At 65.5% G+C, this 18,895-nt stretch carries 18 protein-coding genes and 1 pseudogene; 14 read left to right on the forward strand and 5 right to left on the reverse strand.

The window, feature by feature from the left end; translation table 11 throughout:
- Positions 1-60: 60 nt before the first annotated feature.
- Positions 61-693 carry an OmpW family outer membrane protein gene (locus HDC96_RS10760; protein ID WP_019183623.1) on the reverse strand — a complete coding sequence of 211 codons (633 nt, stop codon included), beginning with the start codon at positions 691-693 and terminating at the stop codon, positions 61-63.
- A gap of 192 nt (positions 694-885) precedes the next feature.
- Here HDC96_RS10760 and HDC96_RS10765 point away from each other — a divergent pair, with 192 nt between their 5' ends.
- The 4 genes from HDC96_RS10765 (at position 886) to lpdA (ending at position 5,487) form a co-directional block, all read left to right on the forward strand.
- On the forward strand, positions 886-1,407 hold the full coding sequence (locus HDC96_RS10765; RefSeq protein WP_179459980.1) for a DNA-deoxyinosine glycosylase: 522 nt from the start codon (positions 886-888) through the stop codon (positions 1,405-1,407).
- A 200-nt stretch (positions 1,408-1,607) separates the two neighbouring features.
- Complete coding sequence (gene aceF, locus HDC96_RS10770) at positions 1,608-3,011, forward strand: dihydrolipoyllysine-residue acetyltransferase (RefSeq protein WP_176988109.1); 1,404 nt, start codon at positions 1,608-1,610, stop codon at positions 3,009-3,011.
- Between the two features lie 29 nt (positions 3,012-3,040).
- A complete protein-coding gene (locus HDC96_RS10775; RefSeq protein WP_179460395.1) occupies positions 3,041-3,655 on the forward strand; it encodes a hypothetical protein in 615 nt (204 codons plus the stop codon).
- Positions 3,656-3,672: 17 nt separating this feature from the next.
- Positions 3,673-5,487 carry a dihydrolipoyl dehydrogenase gene (lpdA, locus tag HDC96_RS10780; protein WP_179459981.1) on the forward strand — a complete coding sequence of 605 codons (1,815 nt, stop codon included), beginning with the start codon at positions 3,673-3,675 and terminating at the stop codon, positions 5,485-5,487.
- 141 nt (positions 5,488-5,628) lie between these two features.
- Here lpdA and HDC96_RS10785 read toward each other — a convergent pair whose 3' ends face one another.
- Complete coding sequence (locus HDC96_RS10785; protein ID WP_179459982.1) at positions 5,629-6,447, reverse strand: hypothetical protein; 819 nt, start codon at positions 6,445-6,447, stop codon at positions 5,629-5,631.
- Between the two features lie 531 nt (positions 6,448-6,978).
- Here HDC96_RS10785 and HDC96_RS10790 point away from each other — a divergent pair.
- The 9 genes from HDC96_RS10790 to HDC96_RS10830 all read left to right on the forward strand — a co-directional run bounded on the left by HDC96_RS10790 (position 6,979) and on the right by HDC96_RS10830 (position 14,175).
- On the forward strand, positions 6,979-7,347 hold the full coding sequence (locus tag HDC96_RS10790; RefSeq protein WP_179459983.1) for a hypothetical protein: 369 nt from the start codon (positions 6,979-6,981) through the stop codon (positions 7,345-7,347).
- A 31-nt stretch (positions 7,348-7,378) separates the two neighbouring features.
- The gene (atpB, locus tag HDC96_RS10795) at positions 7,379-8,173 is read left to right on the forward strand and encodes a F0F1 ATP synthase subunit A (protein WP_179459984.1); all 795 of its coding nucleotides are present in this window, start codon (positions 7,379-7,381) and stop codon (positions 8,171-8,173) included.
- A gap of 66 nt (positions 8,174-8,239) precedes the next feature.
- Positions 8,240-8,542, forward strand: coding sequence for a F0F1 ATP synthase subunit C (gene atpE / locus HDC96_RS10800; RefSeq protein WP_088433762.1), 303 nt, complete (start codon positions 8,240-8,242; stop codon positions 8,540-8,542).
- Between the two features lie 111 nt (positions 8,543-8,653).
- Positions 8,654-9,124 carry a F0F1 ATP synthase subunit B gene (locus HDC96_RS10805; RefSeq protein ID WP_176988113.1) on the forward strand — a complete coding sequence of 157 codons (471 nt, stop codon included), beginning with the start codon at positions 8,654-8,656 and terminating at the stop codon, positions 9,122-9,124.
- Positions 9,125-9,127: 3 nt separating this feature from the next.
- Positions 9,128-9,655 (forward strand): F0F1 ATP synthase subunit delta, encoded by a 528-nt coding sequence (locus HDC96_RS10810; RefSeq protein ID WP_179459985.1) that lies wholly within the window; start codon positions 9,128-9,130, stop codon positions 9,653-9,655.
- Between the two features lie 44 nt (positions 9,656-9,699).
- Positions 9,700-11,247 carry a F0F1 ATP synthase subunit alpha gene (atpA, locus tag HDC96_RS10815; protein ID WP_179459986.1) on the forward strand — a complete coding sequence of 516 codons (1,548 nt, stop codon included), beginning with the start codon at positions 9,700-9,702 and terminating at the stop codon, positions 11,245-11,247.
- Positions 11,248-11,329: 82 nt separating this feature from the next.
- Positions 11,330-12,193, forward strand: coding sequence for a F0F1 ATP synthase subunit gamma (atpG, locus tag HDC96_RS10820; RefSeq protein WP_176988116.1), 864 nt, complete (start codon positions 11,330-11,332; stop codon positions 12,191-12,193).
- Positions 12,194-12,230: 37 nt separating this feature from the next.
- Positions 12,231-13,637 (forward strand): F0F1 ATP synthase subunit beta, encoded by a 1,407-nt coding sequence (atpD, locus tag HDC96_RS10825; RefSeq protein ID WP_088433766.1) that lies wholly within the window; start codon positions 12,231-12,233, stop codon positions 13,635-13,637.
- 115 nt (positions 13,638-13,752) lie between these two features.
- Positions 13,753-14,175, forward strand: coding sequence for a F0F1 ATP synthase subunit epsilon (locus HDC96_RS10830; protein WP_019183637.1), 423 nt, complete (start codon positions 13,753-13,755; stop codon positions 14,173-14,175).
- A gap of 85 nt (positions 14,176-14,260) precedes the next feature.
- On the opposite strand, the gene HDC96_RS10835 is transcribed toward HDC96_RS10830, so the two are convergent.
- Complete coding sequence (locus tag HDC96_RS10835; protein ID WP_179459987.1) at positions 14,261-14,644, reverse strand: GtrA family protein; 384 nt, start codon at positions 14,642-14,644, stop codon at positions 14,261-14,263.
- 85 nt (positions 14,645-14,729) lie between these two features.
- On the opposite strand from HDC96_RS10835, the gene glmU reads away from it, so the two are divergent.
- A complete protein-coding gene (glmU, locus tag HDC96_RS10840) occupies positions 14,730-16,094 on the forward strand; it encodes a bifunctional UDP-N-acetylglucosamine diphosphorylase/glucosamine-1-phosphate N-acetyltransferase GlmU (protein ID WP_176988118.1) in 1,365 nt (454 codons plus the stop codon).
- A 64-nt stretch (positions 16,095-16,158) separates the two neighbouring features.
- Here glmU and HDC96_RS10845 read toward each other — a convergent pair.
- Together HDC96_RS10845 and HDC96_RS10850 are read right to left on the reverse strand one after the other, a co-directional pair.
- Positions 16,159-17,598 (reverse strand): annotated as a pseudogene (locus HDC96_RS10845) (HAMP domain-containing sensor histidine kinase); the annotation flags it as partial.
- Positions 17,523-18,866 (reverse strand): sigma-54 dependent transcriptional regulator, encoded by a 1,344-nt coding sequence (locus tag HDC96_RS10850; protein WP_179459989.1) that lies wholly within the window; start codon positions 18,864-18,866, stop codon positions 17,523-17,525. The gene HDC96_RS10850 and the pseudogene HDC96_RS10845, both read right to left, overlap by 76 nt.
- Positions 18,867-18,895 lie beyond the last annotated feature (29 nt).

Genomic DNA, 18,895 nt, shown 5'->3' on the forward strand with positions numbered 1-18,895 from the left:
CAACGACAACGGGCCCGCGAGGGGCCCGTTGTGCGTACTGCGTGGTGCGGAACGGCGTGCTTAGAAGCGCGCGCCGATGCCGAAGCCCACGGTCCACGGATCCAGCTTGGCCTTGTCGCCGGTGCCTTCGCCGTTGACGGTCAGCTCCGGGCGCGAATGCATGTAGCGGGCATCGGCGCGGGCGAACCAGGTGCTGTTGATGTTCATGTCCACGCCGACGGTGCCGATCGCGCCCTTGGCGGTCTTGACGCCGATGTGGCCGATGTCGCTGGCGAGGTCTTCATTGCTGAAGTTGGACTCGTAGTAACCGGCGCCCACGAACGGACGGAACACGTTGTCGGCCTGGCCGAAGTGGTACTGGCCGCTCAGCGCGATCGGCTGCTGCTCAACGGTGCCGAGGCGGGCGCCATCGGTGCCGCGCACGCGGTGGTCGAACTTGTCGGCTGCGCCCCACAGTTCCACGGCCCAGTTGTCGTTGATGTAGTAGCTGAAGCTCAGGGTCGGGGCCGGGCCGCCGTCCACCTTGCGCACGCCATCAAGCGGATCGTTCTTCGGCTGCAGCAGCGAGACGCCGCCGACCACGGCGAAGTGCTTGCCGGATGCGGTATCAACAGTGCTGTCCTGCGCGAAAGCAGCCGGCGCAAAAGCAAGAGCAGTCAGGGTAGCCAGGGTCAGGGTACGGATGGAGCGCATGGGGGAATCTCCTCAGGATGTTTTTGTTCTGGGCCCCGGTGTTGTGGGGCGAGGCAACCGTAGTCCCCGCAATATGAATCGCATCCGACGCACGTTAAAATTTAGTTGTTTCCATTCAGCGATCAGTGCAAAACCGCTGTGTTTACGGGGGATCATGCAACGCTTGGCATTCATGCATCTGGTGACGGTGTGATGGAAACAACAACGTGCGTCGGCTTCCCTGCGCAGCTGAACACCGACTGCCGCGTGCTGGTCCTCGGTTCGATGCCGGGCGTGGCATCGCTGCAGGCCGCGCAGTACTACGCACATCCGCGCAATCGGTTCTGGCCGCTGATGGGCGTGGTGTGCGGGATCGACGCGACACTTCCTTATCCGGAGCGCGTGCGCGCACTGAACGCGGCCGGCGTGGGCGTGTGGGATGTGATCGGGCAGTGTGAGCGGCGCGGCAGCCTGGATGCGTCGATCGCGCGGGGCAGTGAAGTGCCCAATGCGTTGGGTGCACTAATTGCGGCGTTGCCCGCACTGCGTGCGATCGCCTGCAATGGGGGAACCGCGTACCGCGCGTTCCAACGTTTCATTGCCCCGGCGCTGATCGGCCCGGCGCAGGCGCTGCCGGTCTGGTCGCTGCCCTCCACCAGCCCGGCCAACGCGGCCTGGCCGTTGCCCCGGCTGACGGAGGCATGGCAACCGCTGGCCGACGCCGTGCGGCGCTGAGGCGGGGACAGCCGCGGACAATACGGTACCGACTGGAAAGTTCCGCTTTGCGCTGCGCGAAGCCGAATCCGGCCAAAGCAGATGCCTGCAACAGCCTGTCCCGGGACAGCGGCGCTGAAAATTCGCCAAGCCGGTTGGCGCTGGCGCGCGAAGCCCCCACAATAGGCGATTCCCTACACCAGATTGCCGGAGTTTTCCCCATGGCCGAAATCAAGGAAGCACTTGTCCCCGATATCGGTGACTACAGCGATATCCCGGTAATCGAGGTGCTGGTCGCCGTTGGAGATACCGTCAAGAAAGACCAGGGTCTGGTGACGCTGGAATCGGACAAGGCCACGATGGAAGTGCCGTCCTCGGTGGCGGGTATCGTCAAGGAAATCAAGGTCAAGATCGGCGACAACCTCTCCGAGGGCAAGCTCGTGGCCCTGATCGAAGTCAGCGAAGAGGCCGCCGCGCCGGCCGCCGCTGCTGCGCCGGCCCCGGCCGCCAAGGCGGAAGCCGCCGAGACCGCGACCAAGGTCGAGCCGGTCGCCACCCAGGCTGAGCCGGACAAGCTGGCCGCCCGTGATATCGAGCAGTCGGCCGCCAAGCCGACCCAGCCGGCCCCGGCCGCCGCTGCCCCGTCGGGTGGCTCGCCGACCAGCCCGCCGGTCGCCTTCAACGCCGACAGCGTGCTGCCGCAGAAGGTGCCCTACGCGTCGCCGGCCGTGCGCGTGTTCGCCCGCGAGCTTGGCGTGGACCTGAACCAGCTGAGCGGCACCGAAAAGGGGGGCCGCATCACCAAGTCCGACGTGCAGAAGTTCGTCAAGTCGGCCCTGGCCGGCGGCGGTGCTGCCACCGGCGGTACCGTGGCGGCCGGTGGCGGTCTCAACCTGCTGCCCTGGCCGAAGGTCGACTTCAGCAAGTTCGGTGAGGTCGAGGTCCAGCCGCTGTCCCGGATCAAGAAGATCTCCGGCGCGAACCTGGCCCGCAACTGGGCGATGATTCCGCATGTCACCCAGTTCGAACAGGCTGACATCACCGAGCTGGAAGCGCTGCGCGTTGCGCTGAACAAGGAAAACGAGAAGGCCGGCATCAAGCTGACCATGCTCGCCTTCCTGGTCAAGGCCAGCGCCGCGGCGCTGAAGAAGTTCCCGGAGTTCAACGCTTCGCTGGATGCCAGCGGCGAGAACCTGACCCTGAAGAAGTACTTCAACATCGGGTTCGCGGCCGATACGCCGAGCGGCCTGGTCGTGCCGGTGATCCGCGACGTCGACAAGAAGGGTGTGGTGCAGATCGCGCAGGAATCCGGCGAACTGGCCAAGAAGGCCCGTGACGGCAAGCTCGGCCCGGCCGACATGAGCGGTGGCTGCTTCTCGATCAGCTCGCTGGGCGGCATCGGTGGTACCGCGTTCACTCCGATCGTCAATGCACCGGAAGTGGCGATCCTGGGTGTGTCCAAGTCATCGATCCAGCCGGTCTGGAACGGCAAGGAATTCGCCCCGAAGCTGATGCTGCCGCTGTCGCTGAGCTATGACCATCGCGTCATCGACGGTGCACTGGCGGCCCGCTTCACCACCTACCTCTCGCAGGTGCTGGCCGACATGCGGCGCGTCCTGCTGTGAAGCAGGGCCTGGTCCTGGCCGGGCTGCTGATGGCGCTGCCGATGGCGCAGGCGGGTGCACGCGAATGCGCGTCCGACCTGGGCCATGGCTGGCCACCGGCGGTCGGCAACTACGGCCAGGCAGTGGAAACCCTGTTCGACGGCAACGCGCAGCCGGCGTTGTCGCTGGTCAGCCTGCCCAAGCGTGGCGTGGAGACCGGCGTGGCGCTGCTGCCCGGTCCCCGGGACCAGGCATGGACCCTGCGTTACAGCCGGGCCGACAAGCGCGTCTACAGTTGGAACAGCGGCACCCGCCAGGGCGGCGTGGAGCTGCATGTGGACCAGCAGCCGGACCAGTACCAGGTCAGCATCCCGGCGCCGTTGGCGCAGCGGCTGCTGCACAGCTGGCAGGCCGCGCTGGCCGCGCAGGTGCCGGGCGACCGCAAGGCACCGGTGCTGGACGGTGACGTGCTGTCCTTCACCGTGGATGGCCAGCGTTACAGCGGCACCCGGCCGGAGTGCGGTGCGGGCCGGCTGATGATGAAACAGGTGGCGCTGCTGATCGAAGCCAGCGACACCAAGGAAAAGAAGCTCGACCGTCGCTGGAAAGATCTGGACGAGTCGCTCGACGAACTGCAGCAACTGCTCGGCGGCAAGGCCGGCTGAGCACCAGGAGAACACGAATGGCCGCAATTGAAATCAAGGTTCCCGACATCGGCGATTACAGCGGTGTCCCGGTGATCGAACTGCTGGTCGCCGTGGGTGACACGGTGAAGAAGGACCAGGGTCTGGTCACGCTGGAATCGGACAAGGCAACGCTGGAAGTGCCGTCGTCGGCCGCCGGTGTGGTCAAGGAAATCAAGGTCAAGCTCGGCGACAACCTCTCCGAAGGCGACGTCGTGCTGGTGCTGGACGCCGAAGGCGAGGCCGCCGCGCCTGCCGCGCCGGCCAAGGCGGAAGCGCCGAAGGCCGAGGCCGCTCCGGCCAGCAAGCCGCCGGTGACCCCGTCACACCGCGCCCCGGCCGAACCGGCCGCGCCGCAGCCGGCGCTGTCCTCGGGCAAGCCGGCCGACATCGAATGCAAAATGGTGGTGCTGGGCGCAGGCCCGGGCGGTTACACCGCCGCCTTCCGTTCGGCCGACCTGGGCGTGGACACCGTGCTGGTCGAGCGTTACGCCAGCCTCGGCGGCGTCTGCCTCAACGTGGGCTGCATCCCGTCCAAGGCGCTGCTGCACGCTGCCGCGGTGATCGACGAAGTCGCCCACGCCGGTGATTTCGGCGTCGAATTCGGCAAGCCGACCATCACCCTGGACAAGCTGCGCAGCTACAAGGAAAAGGTGGTCACCCAGCTGACCAAGGGCTTGGCCGGCATGGCCAAGCAGCGCAAGGTGCGCACCGTGCAGGGCCTGGCGAAGTTCGTCTCGGCCAACGAGCTGGAGATCGTCGGCGACGACGGCAAGACCCAGCTGCTGCGTTTCGAGCAGTGCATCATCGCCGCCGGTTCGCAGGCAGTGAAGCTGCCGAACTTCCCGTGGGACGACGAGCGCGTCATGGACTCCACCGATGCGCTGGAGCTGGCCGAAGTGCCGGGTTCGCTGCTGGTGGTCGGTGGCGGCATCATCGGCCTGGAAATGGCGACGGTGTATGCGGCGCTGGGCAGCAAGGTGACGGTGGTCGAGTTCATGGACCAGCTGATGCCGGGCGCCGACAAGGACCTGGTCAAGCCGCTGGCCGATCGCCTCAAGAAGCAGGGCGTGGAGGTCCACCTGAAGACCAAGGCGACCGACGTCAAGGCGGACAAGGCCGGCATCACCGTGTCCTTCGAAGCCGCGGTGGAGGGCGAAAAGCCGGGTCTGGACGCCAGCACCTTCGACCGCGTGCTGGTCGCGGTGGGCCGCTCGCCGAACGGCAAGAAGATCGATGCCGAGAAGGCCGGCGTGCAGGTCACCGACCGTGGGTTCATCCCGGCCGACCGCCAGATGCGCACCAACGTGCCGCACATCTTTGCGATCGGCGACATCGTCGGCAACCCGATGCTGGCCCACAAGGCCACGCACGAGGGCAAGCTGGCCGCGGAAGTGGCGTCCGGCGAGAGGAAGGAATGGGTGGCGCGCGTGATTCCGTCGGTGGCCTACACCAATCCGGAAATCGCGTGGGTCGGCGTGACCGAAACCGAAGCCAAGGCCAAGGGCCTGAAGGTCGGCGTGGCCAAGTTCCCGTGGGCCGCCAGCGGCCGTGCGATCGGCATCGGTCGCACCGAGGGCTTCACCAAGCTGATCTTCGACGAAGAAACCCACCGCATCATCGGTGGCGCGATCGTGGGCGTGCACGCCGGCGACCTGCTGGCCGAGATCGGCCTGGCGATCGAGATGGGTGCGGAGGCCGAAGACATCGGCCACACCATCCACGCGCATCCGACGCTGAGCGAATCGGTGGCGATGGCCGCGGAAATCTACGACGGCACGATCACCGATCTGTACATGCCGAAGAAGAAGTAGGTCACCATCGTTGGTGGTGACACTGATGCAAAAACCCCGGCGAACGCCGGGGTTTTTTGTTGCCCTACCAAAACAAAGCGCAAAAAAACGCGGCCCCCGATTTCCCGGGGGCCGCGCTTGGAGAGCAGTGTCGCGAAAGGCTTAGAAGACGAAGCTGACGCCTGCCACCGGACCCTTGAACTCCTGCTTCAGACCGATCGTGCCATCGCTGCCGGTCTGGTCGACGTCCAGCTTGAACCAGTCGTAGCCGGCGAACACGCCGAAGTTCTTGGTGAAGCGGTAATCGACGATCGCATTGGCACGGCTCAGATCACCGTCGTAATCGTCGAAGTTGCCCCACTTGGTGTTCAGGTACTGGCCCTGGAACGTGATCATCCACTTCTCGGACGGGGTGAAGCTCAGGCGAGCACCGACCACCGGCGCGACACCGTCAGCCTTCTCGTCCAGGAACTCGCCCTGGTACAGATCACCGACGTCGGCGTAGGCCTTGGTGCTGACCTTCGCGTACTCGGCACCCAGCTGCAGGCCGAGGTCGAACGTGTCGGTGTCCACCACCGAGTAGTCGTACACCAGGCTGGCGACCTGGTACTTCAGCTCACCCTTGATGAAGCTGCCGGCCGGCACGTTGGTGTCGCCGAAGCTCACGCCCTCGTCGAGGGTCTCGCGGCGATCCTTGTCGTACTTGAAGTAGTTGAACAGCAGGCGCTGGCGGTTGCTGATGCGGAACATGCCGTCCACGCGCGGCTCCCATTCCTTGCCACCCAGGCCGAAATCTTCGGAGAAGCCCACATCCTGGCCAGCGATGTTGGTGTTGCCGCGGATCGTGTTGTCCGAATCGATCTGCATCGCACCCAGGCGCAGCGCGAAGCGGTCGTCGCCTTCGGCAGCATGGGACGGAGCGGCGTAGGAAAGTGCGGCCAGAGCGACTGGCACGGCAAGCAGGGAAAGCATCGGGCGCATCGGGGGTCCTTGCGGTGGTTCTAGTGATGTGCCGTCACATTGCCCACTGCGACGTCCACCATTCGTGAAGGTATGGTGGACGCTGTGTGTACCGTTCATGCGTGCGGCCGTGCCGCAGGTCCGCGCGGTGGCCGTTTTCGGGGTGGGATGCCGTTCCTGCCTCGGGCGACCCTGCTCGGCCGCGACGCCGCGCGGCCCGAAAAAGAGGGTGGCCCCGGAGAGGGCTTCGGGGCCACCCTGTACCAGCCCGCTCGCGGGACGCCGACGAGGATTCAACGGCAGGCTCATGGAACTGACCGGGGCAGCGGGCCAAAGTTCAACATGCTGCACTGCCGCATCGCGCCGCTCCCGCGCAAACCGGGTGAACCGCAGGTGGCACAAGTGCGCGGGAGGCCCCAACGGCGGGCTTACATCCGGGATGAACAGGCAGCGGTTGTCTCTCAAATTGTCCCATTGCTATAATTTGGCGGCTCGACGAGGCGTTTGCTTGCGGCCTCGGCCTTTCTACCCACAACCATGCAGGACATTCACGTGCTGAACTCCGTTGACGCGGGTCGGCGACTGATGCTGCGCGCAGCGGTTTACCCGCTCGCTGCAGTGGCTGTCCTGGCTCTTGCCCTGCTGATGTGGGGAGGCCCGAAGGCCGCTCTGGGGGCGCTGCTCTCCGGTGTGGCGGTTTCCGCAGCCGGCTGGGTCGCCGCGCGGATGGCGCTGGGCGGCGGGGTGCAGGCGGCAGGCTCGGCGATGACCCGCCTGATCCTGGCGGTGGTGGCAAAGTGGGTGCTCGTATTCGGCGTCCTGATGGTGGGGTTCCTGGTCTTCAAGCTGCCTGCACTGGCGCTGCTGGCCGGTATCGCCGTCGGATTGATGTTCCAGGTCCTGGCTCTGGCCAGGCGCTGATCCAATTTATTTAACTCAAGGTTCCGGACACATGGCAGGCGAGGCGCTGACACCCACCTCCTACATCCAACATCACCTGCACAACCTGACGTTCCATATGCAGGAAGGTGGTTTCTGGGCAATTCACGTCGACACCATTGTGACTTCGGTCCTGATGGGTTTGTTGATGGTGTTTGGCTTCTGGATGGCAACCCGCAAGGCGACTGCCGGCGTCCCGGGCAAGTGGCAGGCGTTCGTCGAGATCTGCCTGGAGTTCGTTGACCGCCAGGCCAAGGACACCTACCACGGCACCAGCAAGCTGGTGACCCCGATCGCGATCACCCTGTTCTTCTGGATCCTCATGATGAATCTCATCAAGATGATCCCGGCCGACTTCATCGCCAAGCCGCTTGAGCTGATGGGCGTGCCGTACTGGAAGCCGGTCCCGACCGCCGACGTCAATGCCACCCTCGGCATGTCGATCAGCGTGTTCTTCCTGATGCTGTTCTTCGCGCTGCGCTCCAAGGGCCTGGGTGGCTTCACCAAGGAATTCCTGACCGCGCCGTTCGGCAAGTGGATGCTCCCGTTCAACCTGATCCTCAACATCGTCGAGTGGCTGAGCAAGCCGATTTCGCTGGCGATGCGACTGTTCGGCAACATGTTCGGCGGTGAGATCGTCTTCCTGCTGATCTGGGTGCTGGGCGGTGCGGGTATCGCCGGTGCCATCGCAGGCGGTGCATTCGGTCTCGGCTGGATGCTGTTCCACCTGCTGGTGATTCCGCTGCAGGCGTTCATCTTCATGATGTTGTCCATCGTGTACCTGAGCCTGTCGGAAGACGCTCACTGAGTTTCGCTTCACCCTTCATCCGTTTGTTTCTAAACCCTTAGTTATCCAAAGTTCCAGGAGAAAACCATGTACTTCGCCGTCCTGACCAACCTCGCCCAAGTCCAGAGCTCCACCGTCCTCGCCGTCGGCATCATGATCGGCCTGGCCGCGCTGGGTGCCGGTCTCGGTCTGGCCATCATGTCCGGTAAGTTCCTGGAATCGGCCGCGCGCCAGCCGGAACTGATTCCGGTGCTGCAGGTCCGCATGTTCATCACCGCCGGCCTGATCGATGCCGCGTTCATCATCTCGGTCGCCGTCGGCCTGCTGCTGGCCTTCGCCAACCCGACCATCGGCGAGTTCGTTGCACGCCTGCCGGCCGTTGCGGGCTGATCCAGCGAAAGCGAAACGATCAGGCGCCTTGTGCGCCTGATCGCGGATGAAGGACGGCTGCGCCGCTTCGGGCGGCGCAACCACCCCATCACCCCAGATTGAGCGAACCCCATGGATATCGGTTTTACCCTCGTTGCCCAGGCACTGGCGTTTGCCGGTTTGATCTGGATCATCGCGACCAAGATCTGGCCGCCGTTGATGAACGCCATCGAAGAGCGTCAGCAGAAGATCGCTGAAGGCCTCGCCGCTGCCGACCGCAGCCAGAAAGATCTGGCCCAGGCGCAGGAAAAGGTCAACGATGCACTGAAGGATGCGCGCACCAAGGCCAACGAGATCATCGATCAGGCCCATGCACGCGCCAACCAGATCGTTGATGCCGCCAAGAATGAAGCCATCGTCGAAGCCAACCGCCAGAAAGACCTGGCCCACGCCGAGATCGAAGCTGCCGCCAACCGTGCCCGTGAAGATCTGCGCAAGCAGGTGTCCGCGCTGGCCGTAAGCGGTGCCGAAAAGCTGCTCAAGCGCGAAATCGACGCCAACGCCCACAAGGCGCTGCTCGACGAGCTGGCCTCGGAGATCTGATCGATGAGCCAGGCCCTCACGCTTGCACGCCCGTATGCCCGCGCCGCGTTCGCGACCGCGCGCGACGAAGGCACGTTCGCGCCGTGGTCGGACGCGCTTGCGTTCTCCGCCCACGTAGCTGCCGACCCGCGCGTGGCGGCCTTGCTGTCGAACCCGGAACTGGATCGCGGCGATGCCGTCGCGCTGCTGGTGCCGGAATCGTCCAGCGAGACCTTCGGTCGCTTCCTGGCCATCCTGGCCGATGCGCACCGTCTGCCGCTGCTGCCGGAAATCGCCGGCATGTACGACCAGCTGCGCGCTGAAGCCGAACACGTGGTCAAGGCCACGGTGACCTCGGCCACCGAATTGTCCGGCGCCGAACTGGACGCCATCAAGGCCGCGCTGCGCAAGCGCTTCGGCGCCGAGGTGGATGTGACGACCGCAGTCGATGCGTCGCTGATCGGCGGTGCCGTGATCGACGCCGGCGATGTGGTCATCGATGGCTCGCTCAAGGGCAAGCTGTCGCGCCTGCAGACCGCGCTCGCTAACTGAATTCATTTAACGTCCGGCGTGATCGCCGGCACTAGGACTTGACGATGGCAACCACGCTCAACCCCTCCGAAATCAGCGAACTGATCAAGAACCGCATCGAGAAGGTCAAGCTGGCCGCGGAATCGCGCAACGAAGGCACCGTGACCAGCGTGTCCGACGGCATCGTGCGCATCTTCGGTCTGGCCGACGTGATGCAGGGCGAAATGATCGAACTGCCGAACAACACCTTCGCTCTGGCCCTGAACCTGGAGCGCGACTCGGTCGGCGCCGTGGTGCTGGGTGATTACCAGAACCTCCGCGAAGGCGACGTTGCCAAGACCACCGGTCGCATCCTGGAAGTGCCGGTCGGTCCGGAAATGCTGGGCCGCGTCGTGAACGCGCTCGGCGAGCCGATCGACGGCAAGGGCCCGATCGCGGCCAAGGCCACCGCGCCGGTGGAGCGCGTTGCCCCGGGCGTGATCTGGCGCAAGTCGGTCGACCAGCCGGTGCAGACCGGTTACAAGTCCGTCGACTCGATGATCCCGATCGGCCGCGGCCAGCGCGAGCTGGTCATCGGTGACCGCCAGACCGGCAAGACCGCCCTGGCCATCGATGCGGTGATCAACCAGAAAGAAACCGGCATCAAGTGCGTGTACGTCGCGATCGGCCAGAAGGCCTCGACCGTGGCCAACATCGTGCGCAAGCTGGAAGAGAACGGCGCCCTGGCGCACACCGTGGTGGTCGCTGCGACCGCGTCCGAATCGGCCGCGATGCAGTACATCAGCGCCTACTCGGGCTGCACCATGGGTGAGTACTTCATGGACCGCGGCGAAGACGCGCTGATCGTGTACGACGATCTGTCCAAGCAGGCCGTTGCCTACCGCCAGATCTCGCTGCTGCTGAAGCGTCCGCCGGGCCGTGAAGCCTACCCGGGTGACGTGTTCTACCTGCACTCCCGCCTGCTCGAGCGCGCTGCCCGCGTGTCGGAAGAGTATGTGGAGAAGTTCACCAACGGCGCCGTCAAGGGCAAGACCGGCTCGCTGACCGCGCTGCCGATCATCGAAACCCAGGCCGGTGACGTCTCGGCCTTCGTGCCGACCAACGTGATCTCGATCACCGACGGCCAGATCTTCCTGGAAACCGATCTGTTCAACTCCGGCATCCGCCCGGCCGTGAACGCCGGTATCTCGGTGTCGCGCGTCGGTGGTGCGGCCCAGACCAAGATCATCAAGAAGCTGTCCGGCGGCATCCGTATCTCGCTGGCCCAGTACCGTGAGCTGGCGGCGTTCGCACAGTTCGCCTCGGACCTGGACGAAGCCACCCGCAAGCAGCTCGAGCGCGGTCAGCGCGTCACCGAGCTGATGAAGCAGAAGCAGTACGCCCCGATGTCCATCGCCAACCAGGCGCTGTCGATCTACGCCGTCAACGAGGGTTACCTCGACGACGTGCCGGTCAACAAGCTGCTGGCGCTCGAAGAAGGTCTGCATGCCCACTTCGCCAACACCCAGGGCGAGCTGATCAGCAAGATCAACGCGACCGGCGGCTGGGACAACGACATCGAAGCTGCCTTCAAGAAGGGCATCTCCGAGTTCAAGACCACCGGCAGCTGGTAAGCCGCATGTGTGGCGGGGCCTGACGGCCTCGCTTCACCGTTGAATGGCAGCGGGGCAGAGCCCCGCTCTACGGGAAGAAGAGATGGCAAGCGGACGCGAAATCAAAACCAAGATCAAGAGCGTGCAGAACACCCGCAAGGTGACGCGTGCGCTCGAAATGGTCTCGGCCTCCAAAATCCGCAAGGCGCAGGAGCGGATGAAGACGTCGCGTCCGTATGCGCAGGCGATGAAGCAGGTGATCGGTCACCTGGCCCAGGCCAGCACCGACTACCAGCATCCGTTCCTGGTCCAGCGTGACGAGGTCAAGCGCGTCGGTTACATCGTGGTCTCTTCCGACCGCGGTCTGGCGGGCGGCCTGAACAACAACCTGTTCCGCAAGATGCTGGGCGAAATGCGCCAGTGGCAGGACAAGGGCGCCGACATCGACGTGGTCACCGTCGGCCAGAAGGCCTCGACCTTCTTCCGTCGCGTCAAGGTCAACATGGTCGGCACCGTCACCCACATGGGCGATGTGCCGCACCTGGAACAGCTGATCGGCGTGATCAAGGTCATGCTCGATGCCTTCACCGACGGCAAGGTCGACCGCGTCTACCTGGTCTACAACCGCTTCATCAACACGATGACGCAGAAGGCCAGCTTCGATCAGCTGCTGCCGTTGCCGGCCGCTGAGAAGCAGGTCGCGCATCACGACTGGGACTACCTGTACGAACCCGACGCCGCGACCGTGCTCGAGCACGTGATGACGCGTTACGTCGAGTCGCTGGTGTACCAGGCGGTTCTGGAAAACGTCGCGTCCGAGCATGCAGCCCGCATGGTCGCGATGAAGTCGGCCAGTGACAACGCGAACAAGCTGATCGGCACCCTGCAGCTCGTCTACAACAAGGCGCGCCAGGCAGCGATCACCCAGGAAATCTCCGAAATCGTCGGCGGCGCGGCAGCAGTCTGACGCGCACAGTCAAAGCACACATTAGAGGATTGCAGCAATGAGTCAGGGCAAGATCGTTCAGATCATCGGCGCCGTCGTCGACGTCGAATTCCCCCGCGAGTCGGTGCCGAAGGTGTACCACGCGCTGAAGGTGGACAACACCGAAATCACGCTGGAAGTGCAGCAGCAGCTCGGCGACGGCGTGGTCCGTTGCATCGCGCTGGGCTCCACCGACGGCCTGAAGCGCAACCTGGTCGCCACCAACACCGAACGCGCCATCTCGGTGCCGGTCGGCGCGGGCACGCTGGGCCGCATCATGGACGTGCTGGGTCGCCCGATCGACGAAGCCGGTCCGGTCGCCGCCAGCGACACCTGGGAAATCCATCGTTCGGCCCCGTCGTACGAAGACCAGTCCCCGGCCACCGAGCTGCTGGAAACCGGCATCAAGGTCATCGACCTGATGTGCCCGTTCGCCAAGGGCGGCAAGGTCGGCCTGTTCGGCGGCGCCGGCGTCGGCAAGACCGTCAACATGATGGAACTGATCAACAACATCGCCAAGGCGCACAGCGGTCTGTCCGTGTTCGCCGGCGTGGGTGAGCGTACCCGTGAGGGCAACGACTTCTACCACGAGATGAAGGACTCCAACGTCCTGGACAAGGTCGCGATGGTCTACGGCCAGATGAACGAGCCGCCGGGCAACCGTCTGCGCGTTGCGCTGACCGGCCTGACCATGGCCGAGTACTTCCGCGATGAGAAGGACGAAAACGGCAAGGGCAAGGACGTGCTGCTGTTCGTCGACAACATCTACCGCTACACCCTGGCCGGTACCGAAGTGTCGGCGCTGCTGGGCCGCATGCCGTCGGCCGTGGGTTACCAGCCGACCCTGGCCGAGGAAATGGGCGTCCTGCAGGAGCGCATCACCTCGACCAAGAATGGCTCGATCACCTCGATCCAGGCCGTCTACGTGCCCGCCGATGACTTGACCGATCCGTCGCCGGCCACCACGTTCGCCCACCTGGATTCGACCGTGACCCTGTCGCGTTCGATCGCCTCGCTGGGTATCTACCCGGCCGTGGATCCGCTCGACTCGACCAGCCGCCAGATGGATCCGCTGGTCATCGGCCACGAGCATTACGACACCGCCCAGCGCGTCCAGCAGACCTTGCAGAAGTACAAGGAACTGAAGGACATCATCGCGATCCTGGGCATGGACGAACTGTCCGAAGAAGACAAGCAGGCCGTGACCCGCGCCCGCAAGATCGAGCGTTTCTTCAGCCAGCCGTTCCACGTGGCCGAAGTGTTCACCGGCTCGCCGGGCAAGTACGTGTCGCTGAAGGACACCATCCGTGGCTTCAAGGCCATCGTCGATGGCGAATACGACCACCTGCCGGAACAGGCGTTCTACATGGTCGGCAGCATCGAAGAAGCGGTCGAGAAGGCCAAGAAGATGGCTGAGAAGGCCTGATGCGGCGGGGACGGGCGAGATGCCCGTCCCGACCCGTCACACGGGGTGGGCGCACGCCCACCGCTGAGGACATCCTGCGGTGGGCCCACGCCCGCCCTAAAGCGAGAAGAGTTTCATGAGCACCATCCGTTGCGACATCGTCAGCGCCGAGCAGGAAATCTTCCGTGGTGAGGCGACCCTGGTCGTGGCCACCGGTGAGCTGGGTGAGCTGGGCATCGCGCCCAAGCACGCCCCGCTGATCACCCGGCTGAAGCCGGGCAAGGTGGTGGTGACCACGCCGAGCGGCGAGCAGATCGACTTCGCCATCTCCGGCGGCATTCTCGAAGTGCAGCCGCAGGTCGTGACCGTGCTGGCCGACACCGCGATCCGTGCGCAGGACATCGACGAAGCCTCGGTCCGCAAGGCCAAGGAAGAAGCCGAGCGCATCCTGGCCAACCGTGGTGAAGCAATGGAAGTGGCCGAAGCGCAGCAGCGCCTGGCGGAAGTGTCCGCCCAGCTGCAGGCGCTGGAGCGCCTGCGCAAGAACCTCAAGCACTAAGCGGCGCGGCGCGACGGCGCCATCCGCGAAGGGGAAAACGCCGGCTTGCCGGCGTTTTTTTTTGCCTGCCTCCCGGTACGCCGGATCAGCGGAAGATCAGGCTCCGCATCAGCAGGAACGACAGACCGGCCAGTGCGCCTTCGACCAGCGGCTTGGCCAGCCACGCATAGCGCAGTCCCAGGTGCTCGGCCGCCAGCGTCACCAGCAGCGTGCTGATCGCGGTCAATACCGCCCAGAGCAGCAGGAAGCGCACGAACCGGGGCCAGCCCAGGCGGTGCTCGCCATCGCGGGCGAACGTGTAGCGGCCGTTGAGCCAGAAGCCGAGCAGCATCCCGCTCACGCGCCCGAGCAGGTTGCCCGGGGCGGCCGGCATGCCGAGTGCGGTGGCGGCCACGAACACCGCCCAGTCCACGACCAGTTGGACCAGGCCGACGACGAGGTAGCTGCTACCTTGGCGGAGAAGACTCACGGGAAATCCGGCGGCGGACAATCCCACATGTTAACGAGCGTCGCACTAGAATTCCCCTCAACGATTCCCGGAACGTGATCTACCCATGACCCAACCCCTGCACGTGATCATCCTGGCCGCCGGTGCCGGCAAGCGCATGAAGTCGGCCCTGCCCAAGGTGCTGCAGCCCATCGCCGGCCGCCCGATGCTTGCCCACGTCATTGACACCGCGCGCCAGCTGCAGCCGGAAGCGATCCACGTGGTGTACGGCCATGGCGGCGAAGCGGTCCGGCAGGCGTTCGCCGACCAGCCCGACCTGCGCTGGGCCGAGCAGGGCCAGCAGCTGGGTACCGGCCATGCCGTACTGCAGGCGATGCCGGAGGTGCCCGATGCGGCGACCGTGCTGGTGCTCTACGGCGACGTGCCGCTGATCCGCGCCGAGACGCTGCGCCACCTGTTGTCGCAGCCGGGCCGGTTGGCCGTGCTGGTGGCCGAGGTTGCCGACCCGACCGGTTACGGCCGCATCGTGCGCAATGCGGAGGGCAAGGTCGGCGCGATCGTCGAGCAGAAGGATGCCAGCGACGAACAGCGCAGCATCCGTACCATCAATACCGGGATCATCACTGCCGAATCGACCGCACTGCGTCGTTGGCTGTCGCAGCTCTCCAATGCCAATGCGCAGGGCGAGTACTACCTGACCGACATCTTTGCGGCGGCGGCGAGCGACTACACCCCGGCCGAGATGGCCTTCGTGCAGGAGCCGCAGGACGCCGAGGGCGCCAACGATCCCTGGCAGCTGGCCCAGCTGGAGCGTGCCTGGCAGCTGCGTGAAGTGCGTGCGCTGTGCGCGCAGGGCGCACGTGTGCTCGATCCGGCACGGCTGGACATCCGCGGCACGGTCACCGTCGGCAGCGACGTACAGATCGACGTCAACGTGATCCTGGAAGGGCGCGTGGTACTGGGCGACGGCGTCAGCATCGGCGCGTTCACCCGGCTCAAGGATGTCACCCTGGCTGCCGGTACCGTGGTCAAGCCGCACTGCGATCTGGACGGCGTGGTCAGCGAAGGCGCGGCGGACATCGGTCCGTTCGCCCGGCTGCGCCCCGGCACCGTGCTGGCCGAAGGGTCGCACGTGGGCAACTTCGTGGAGACCAAGAAGGTGGTGCTGGGGGCGGGCAGCAAGGCCAACCATCTCACCTATCTGGGCGATGCGGTGATCGGCAGCAAGGTCAACATCGGCGCGGGCACCATCACCTGCAACTACGATGGCGTGAACAAGTCGCAGACCACCATCGGCGACCGCGCCTTCATCGGGTCCAACAGCTCGCTGGTCGCGCCGGTGGTGATTGGGGAAGGCGCTACCGTCGCGGCAGGATCAGTGATCACCCGCGGCGCGCCGGCGGACAAGCTGACCGTCGCCCGTGCCCGCCAGGAAACGATCGACGGCTGGAAGCGCCCCACCAAGAAGTAGCGCCGGCCGCTGGCCGGCAACCAGGCAGTCCCGAGGGCATCACGGTGCCGGCCAGCGGCCGGCACTACCGGGCGTCGGCCGGCAGGAACACCGCCACGCACAGACCGCCCTCGCGGCGGTTCTGCAGCGAGATGCGGCCACCATGCGCTTCGACGATCTCACGGGTCAGCGCCAGGCCGAGCCCGGTGCCGTTGCGCTTGGTCGAGTAGAACGGCATCAGCGCGTTCTGCAGCACCGCCTCGTTCATGCCCTTGCCACGATCCAGTACTTCCAGCCGCAGCCACTGGGGCAGGCGGGTCAGGCGGACCTCGACGTCGTCATTCGGCGGCTCGGCCTCGCCACACGCTTCATGGGCATTCTTGAGCAGGTTCAGCAGCGCCTGCCCGAGCTGGGCGATGTCCACGCGGCTCTGCAGATCGTCGGGTATCTCCGCCATCCGGAACGGAATCTGGTGCTGCAGCCCGCCCAGGAACCGGTCCCACTGCACCGTCTGCAACTGCGGCTGCGGCAGCTTGGCGAAGCGCGCATAGCCGCGGATGAATCCTTCCAGGTGGCGGGCGCGCTCTTCGATGGTGGTGAACACTTCTTCCAGCCGTTCGGTCTTGCCGCGCCGGACCAGCTCGCCACCGGAATGCGCCAGCGAGGCGATCGGCGCCAGCGAGTTGTTCAACTCGTGGCTGATCACCCGGATCACCTTCTTCCAGGTCTGCACTTCCTGGCGGCGCAGTTCGGCGGTCAGCAGGCGGATCAGCAGCAGGTCGTGCGGGCGCCCATTGAGATGGAAGTTGCGGCGTGACAGATGGTAGATCTGCTCATCGTCTTCATCGTGCTCATCGTCGCTGTCCTGGTCTTCGCCGCGCACGGCGAACAGGCTGTCGCCGCCACGCACGATCGCATCGCGCAGTTCCACCGGCATGGTCTCCAGCACGTCCTGCATGCGCTGGCCTTCCAGCTTCCAGCCGTTGTGCAGCAACTTGCGCGCGGCCAGGTTGGAGAACACCACGCGCTGGATGCCGTCGCCGCCGTTGGCCAGCAGCAGCATCGACACCGGCGTGTTCTGCACCATGGTGTCCAGCAGCAGTTCCCGCTGCACCAGCCCCTGGCGCTGTTCGCGCAGCACGCCGCCGAGCTCGCGGTGCGCCTGCACCAGGTCGCCGAGTTCGTCGTTGCCCGGCCAGTACACCGAAAAGTTGTATTCGCCGTCGCGGTAGCTGCTGGTGGTGCCCGACAACGCCCGCAGCAGCGAACGCACCGGCGCGGTGGCGCGGCGCAGGCTGAACCACATCACCGACAGCAGCACGATGATCGACACCACGGTGACCGCCCATCCATGGTCCAGCCAGAACGCTAGGTACCAGGGAAACGCAGCGGCCAGCGCCAGCACCGGCAGCAGGCGCAGAAACAGCCGGAAGGTGAAGGAGCGCCGTGTCATTCGCGCGGGATGCCGTGGCGGTCCATGCGCCGGTACAGCGCCTGGCGGCTCAGGCCCAGCTCGGCGGCCGCCTGGGCGATGATGCCGTGGTTGTGGGCCAGCGCCGCTTCGATGCGGCTGCGATCCGGATCGGCGCTCGGTGCGGTGGGCCGCGCCGCTGCCGGCGCACGCGGCAGGTTGAGGTCGACCACTTCGATGCGCGCGCCCTGGGCCAGCAGTTCGGCGCGCTGGATGACGTTGCGCAGCTCGCGCACGTTGCCCGGCCAGGGGTGGCGCTGCAGTGCCGTGGCGGCCGCACTGGACAACGCCTTGCTGCCACTGAGGAAGCGTTCGGCCAGCGGCAGGATGTCGCCCGGGCGCTCGGCCAGCGGTGGCAGCGCCAGTTCAACGGTATTGAGTCGGTAGTAAAGGTCTTCGCGGAAGCTGCCGTCGCGGATCATCGCGGGCAGGTCGGCGTTGGTGGCACTGACCACGCGCACCTTGACCTGGCGTTCGCGGTTGGAGCCCAGCCGCTCGAAACGCCCGGTTTCCAGCACACGGAGCAGTTTCATCTGCCCGCCCAGTGACAGGTTGCCGATTTCGTCGAGGAACAGCGTGCCGCCATCGGCAGCCTCGAATTTGCCCTCGCGGGCCTTGTTGGCGCCGGTGTAGGCACCGGCTTCGCTGCCGAACAGTTCGGCTTCGATCAGCTCGGCCGGAATGGCGCCACAGTTGAGCGCCACGAACGGGCCCTTGGCCACCAGCGAGTTGGCCTGGATGATCTCGGCGATCTTTTCCTTGCCGGCGCCGTTGGGACCGGTGATCAACACCGGCAGCGCTGAACGTGCGACCTGGCAGGCCAGGTTCACCACCCGCTCGCTGGCCGGATCGGCGACCACCGCGCCGCGCAGGTCATAGCGTGTTTCCAGCGCCGTGCGGTCGCGCTGCTCGCGGTCGCGCCGACGGTCCAGCTCGCGGCGCGTTTCGGACAGCTCCAGCAGGTTGTTCACCGTGACCAGCAGTTTGCGGTCGTCCCATGGTTTGGCCAGGTAGTCGGCCGCGCCGGCACGCACCAGGTCCACCGCGCTGCTGAGGTGGGTCCAGGCGGTCAGCAGGATCACCGGCAGGTCGGGGTGGCGTGCGCGGATCTGCTGGAACAGCGCTTCGCCTTCCTCGCCGGAGGTGGTGTCTTCGGTGAAGTTCATGTCCTGGATCACCAGGTCCACCGGCTGTTGTTCCAGCAGCGCCAGCCCGGCTTCGGGCGACAGCGCGTGCAGCGCGTCGATATCGTGCAGCGAGAACAGCACCTCCAGTGCGGTGCCGACGCTGGCGTTGTCATCAATGATCAGGATCGAGGGCATGCGGCAACGAAGGATCAGGAAGTAGGCAG

Origin of the sequence: Stenotrophomonas sp. JAI102 (assembly GCF_013409105.1) — a bacterium.
Classification (GTDB): Bacteria; Pseudomonadota; Gammaproteobacteria; order Xanthomonadales; family Xanthomonadaceae; genus Stenotrophomonas; species Stenotrophomonas maltophilia_AA.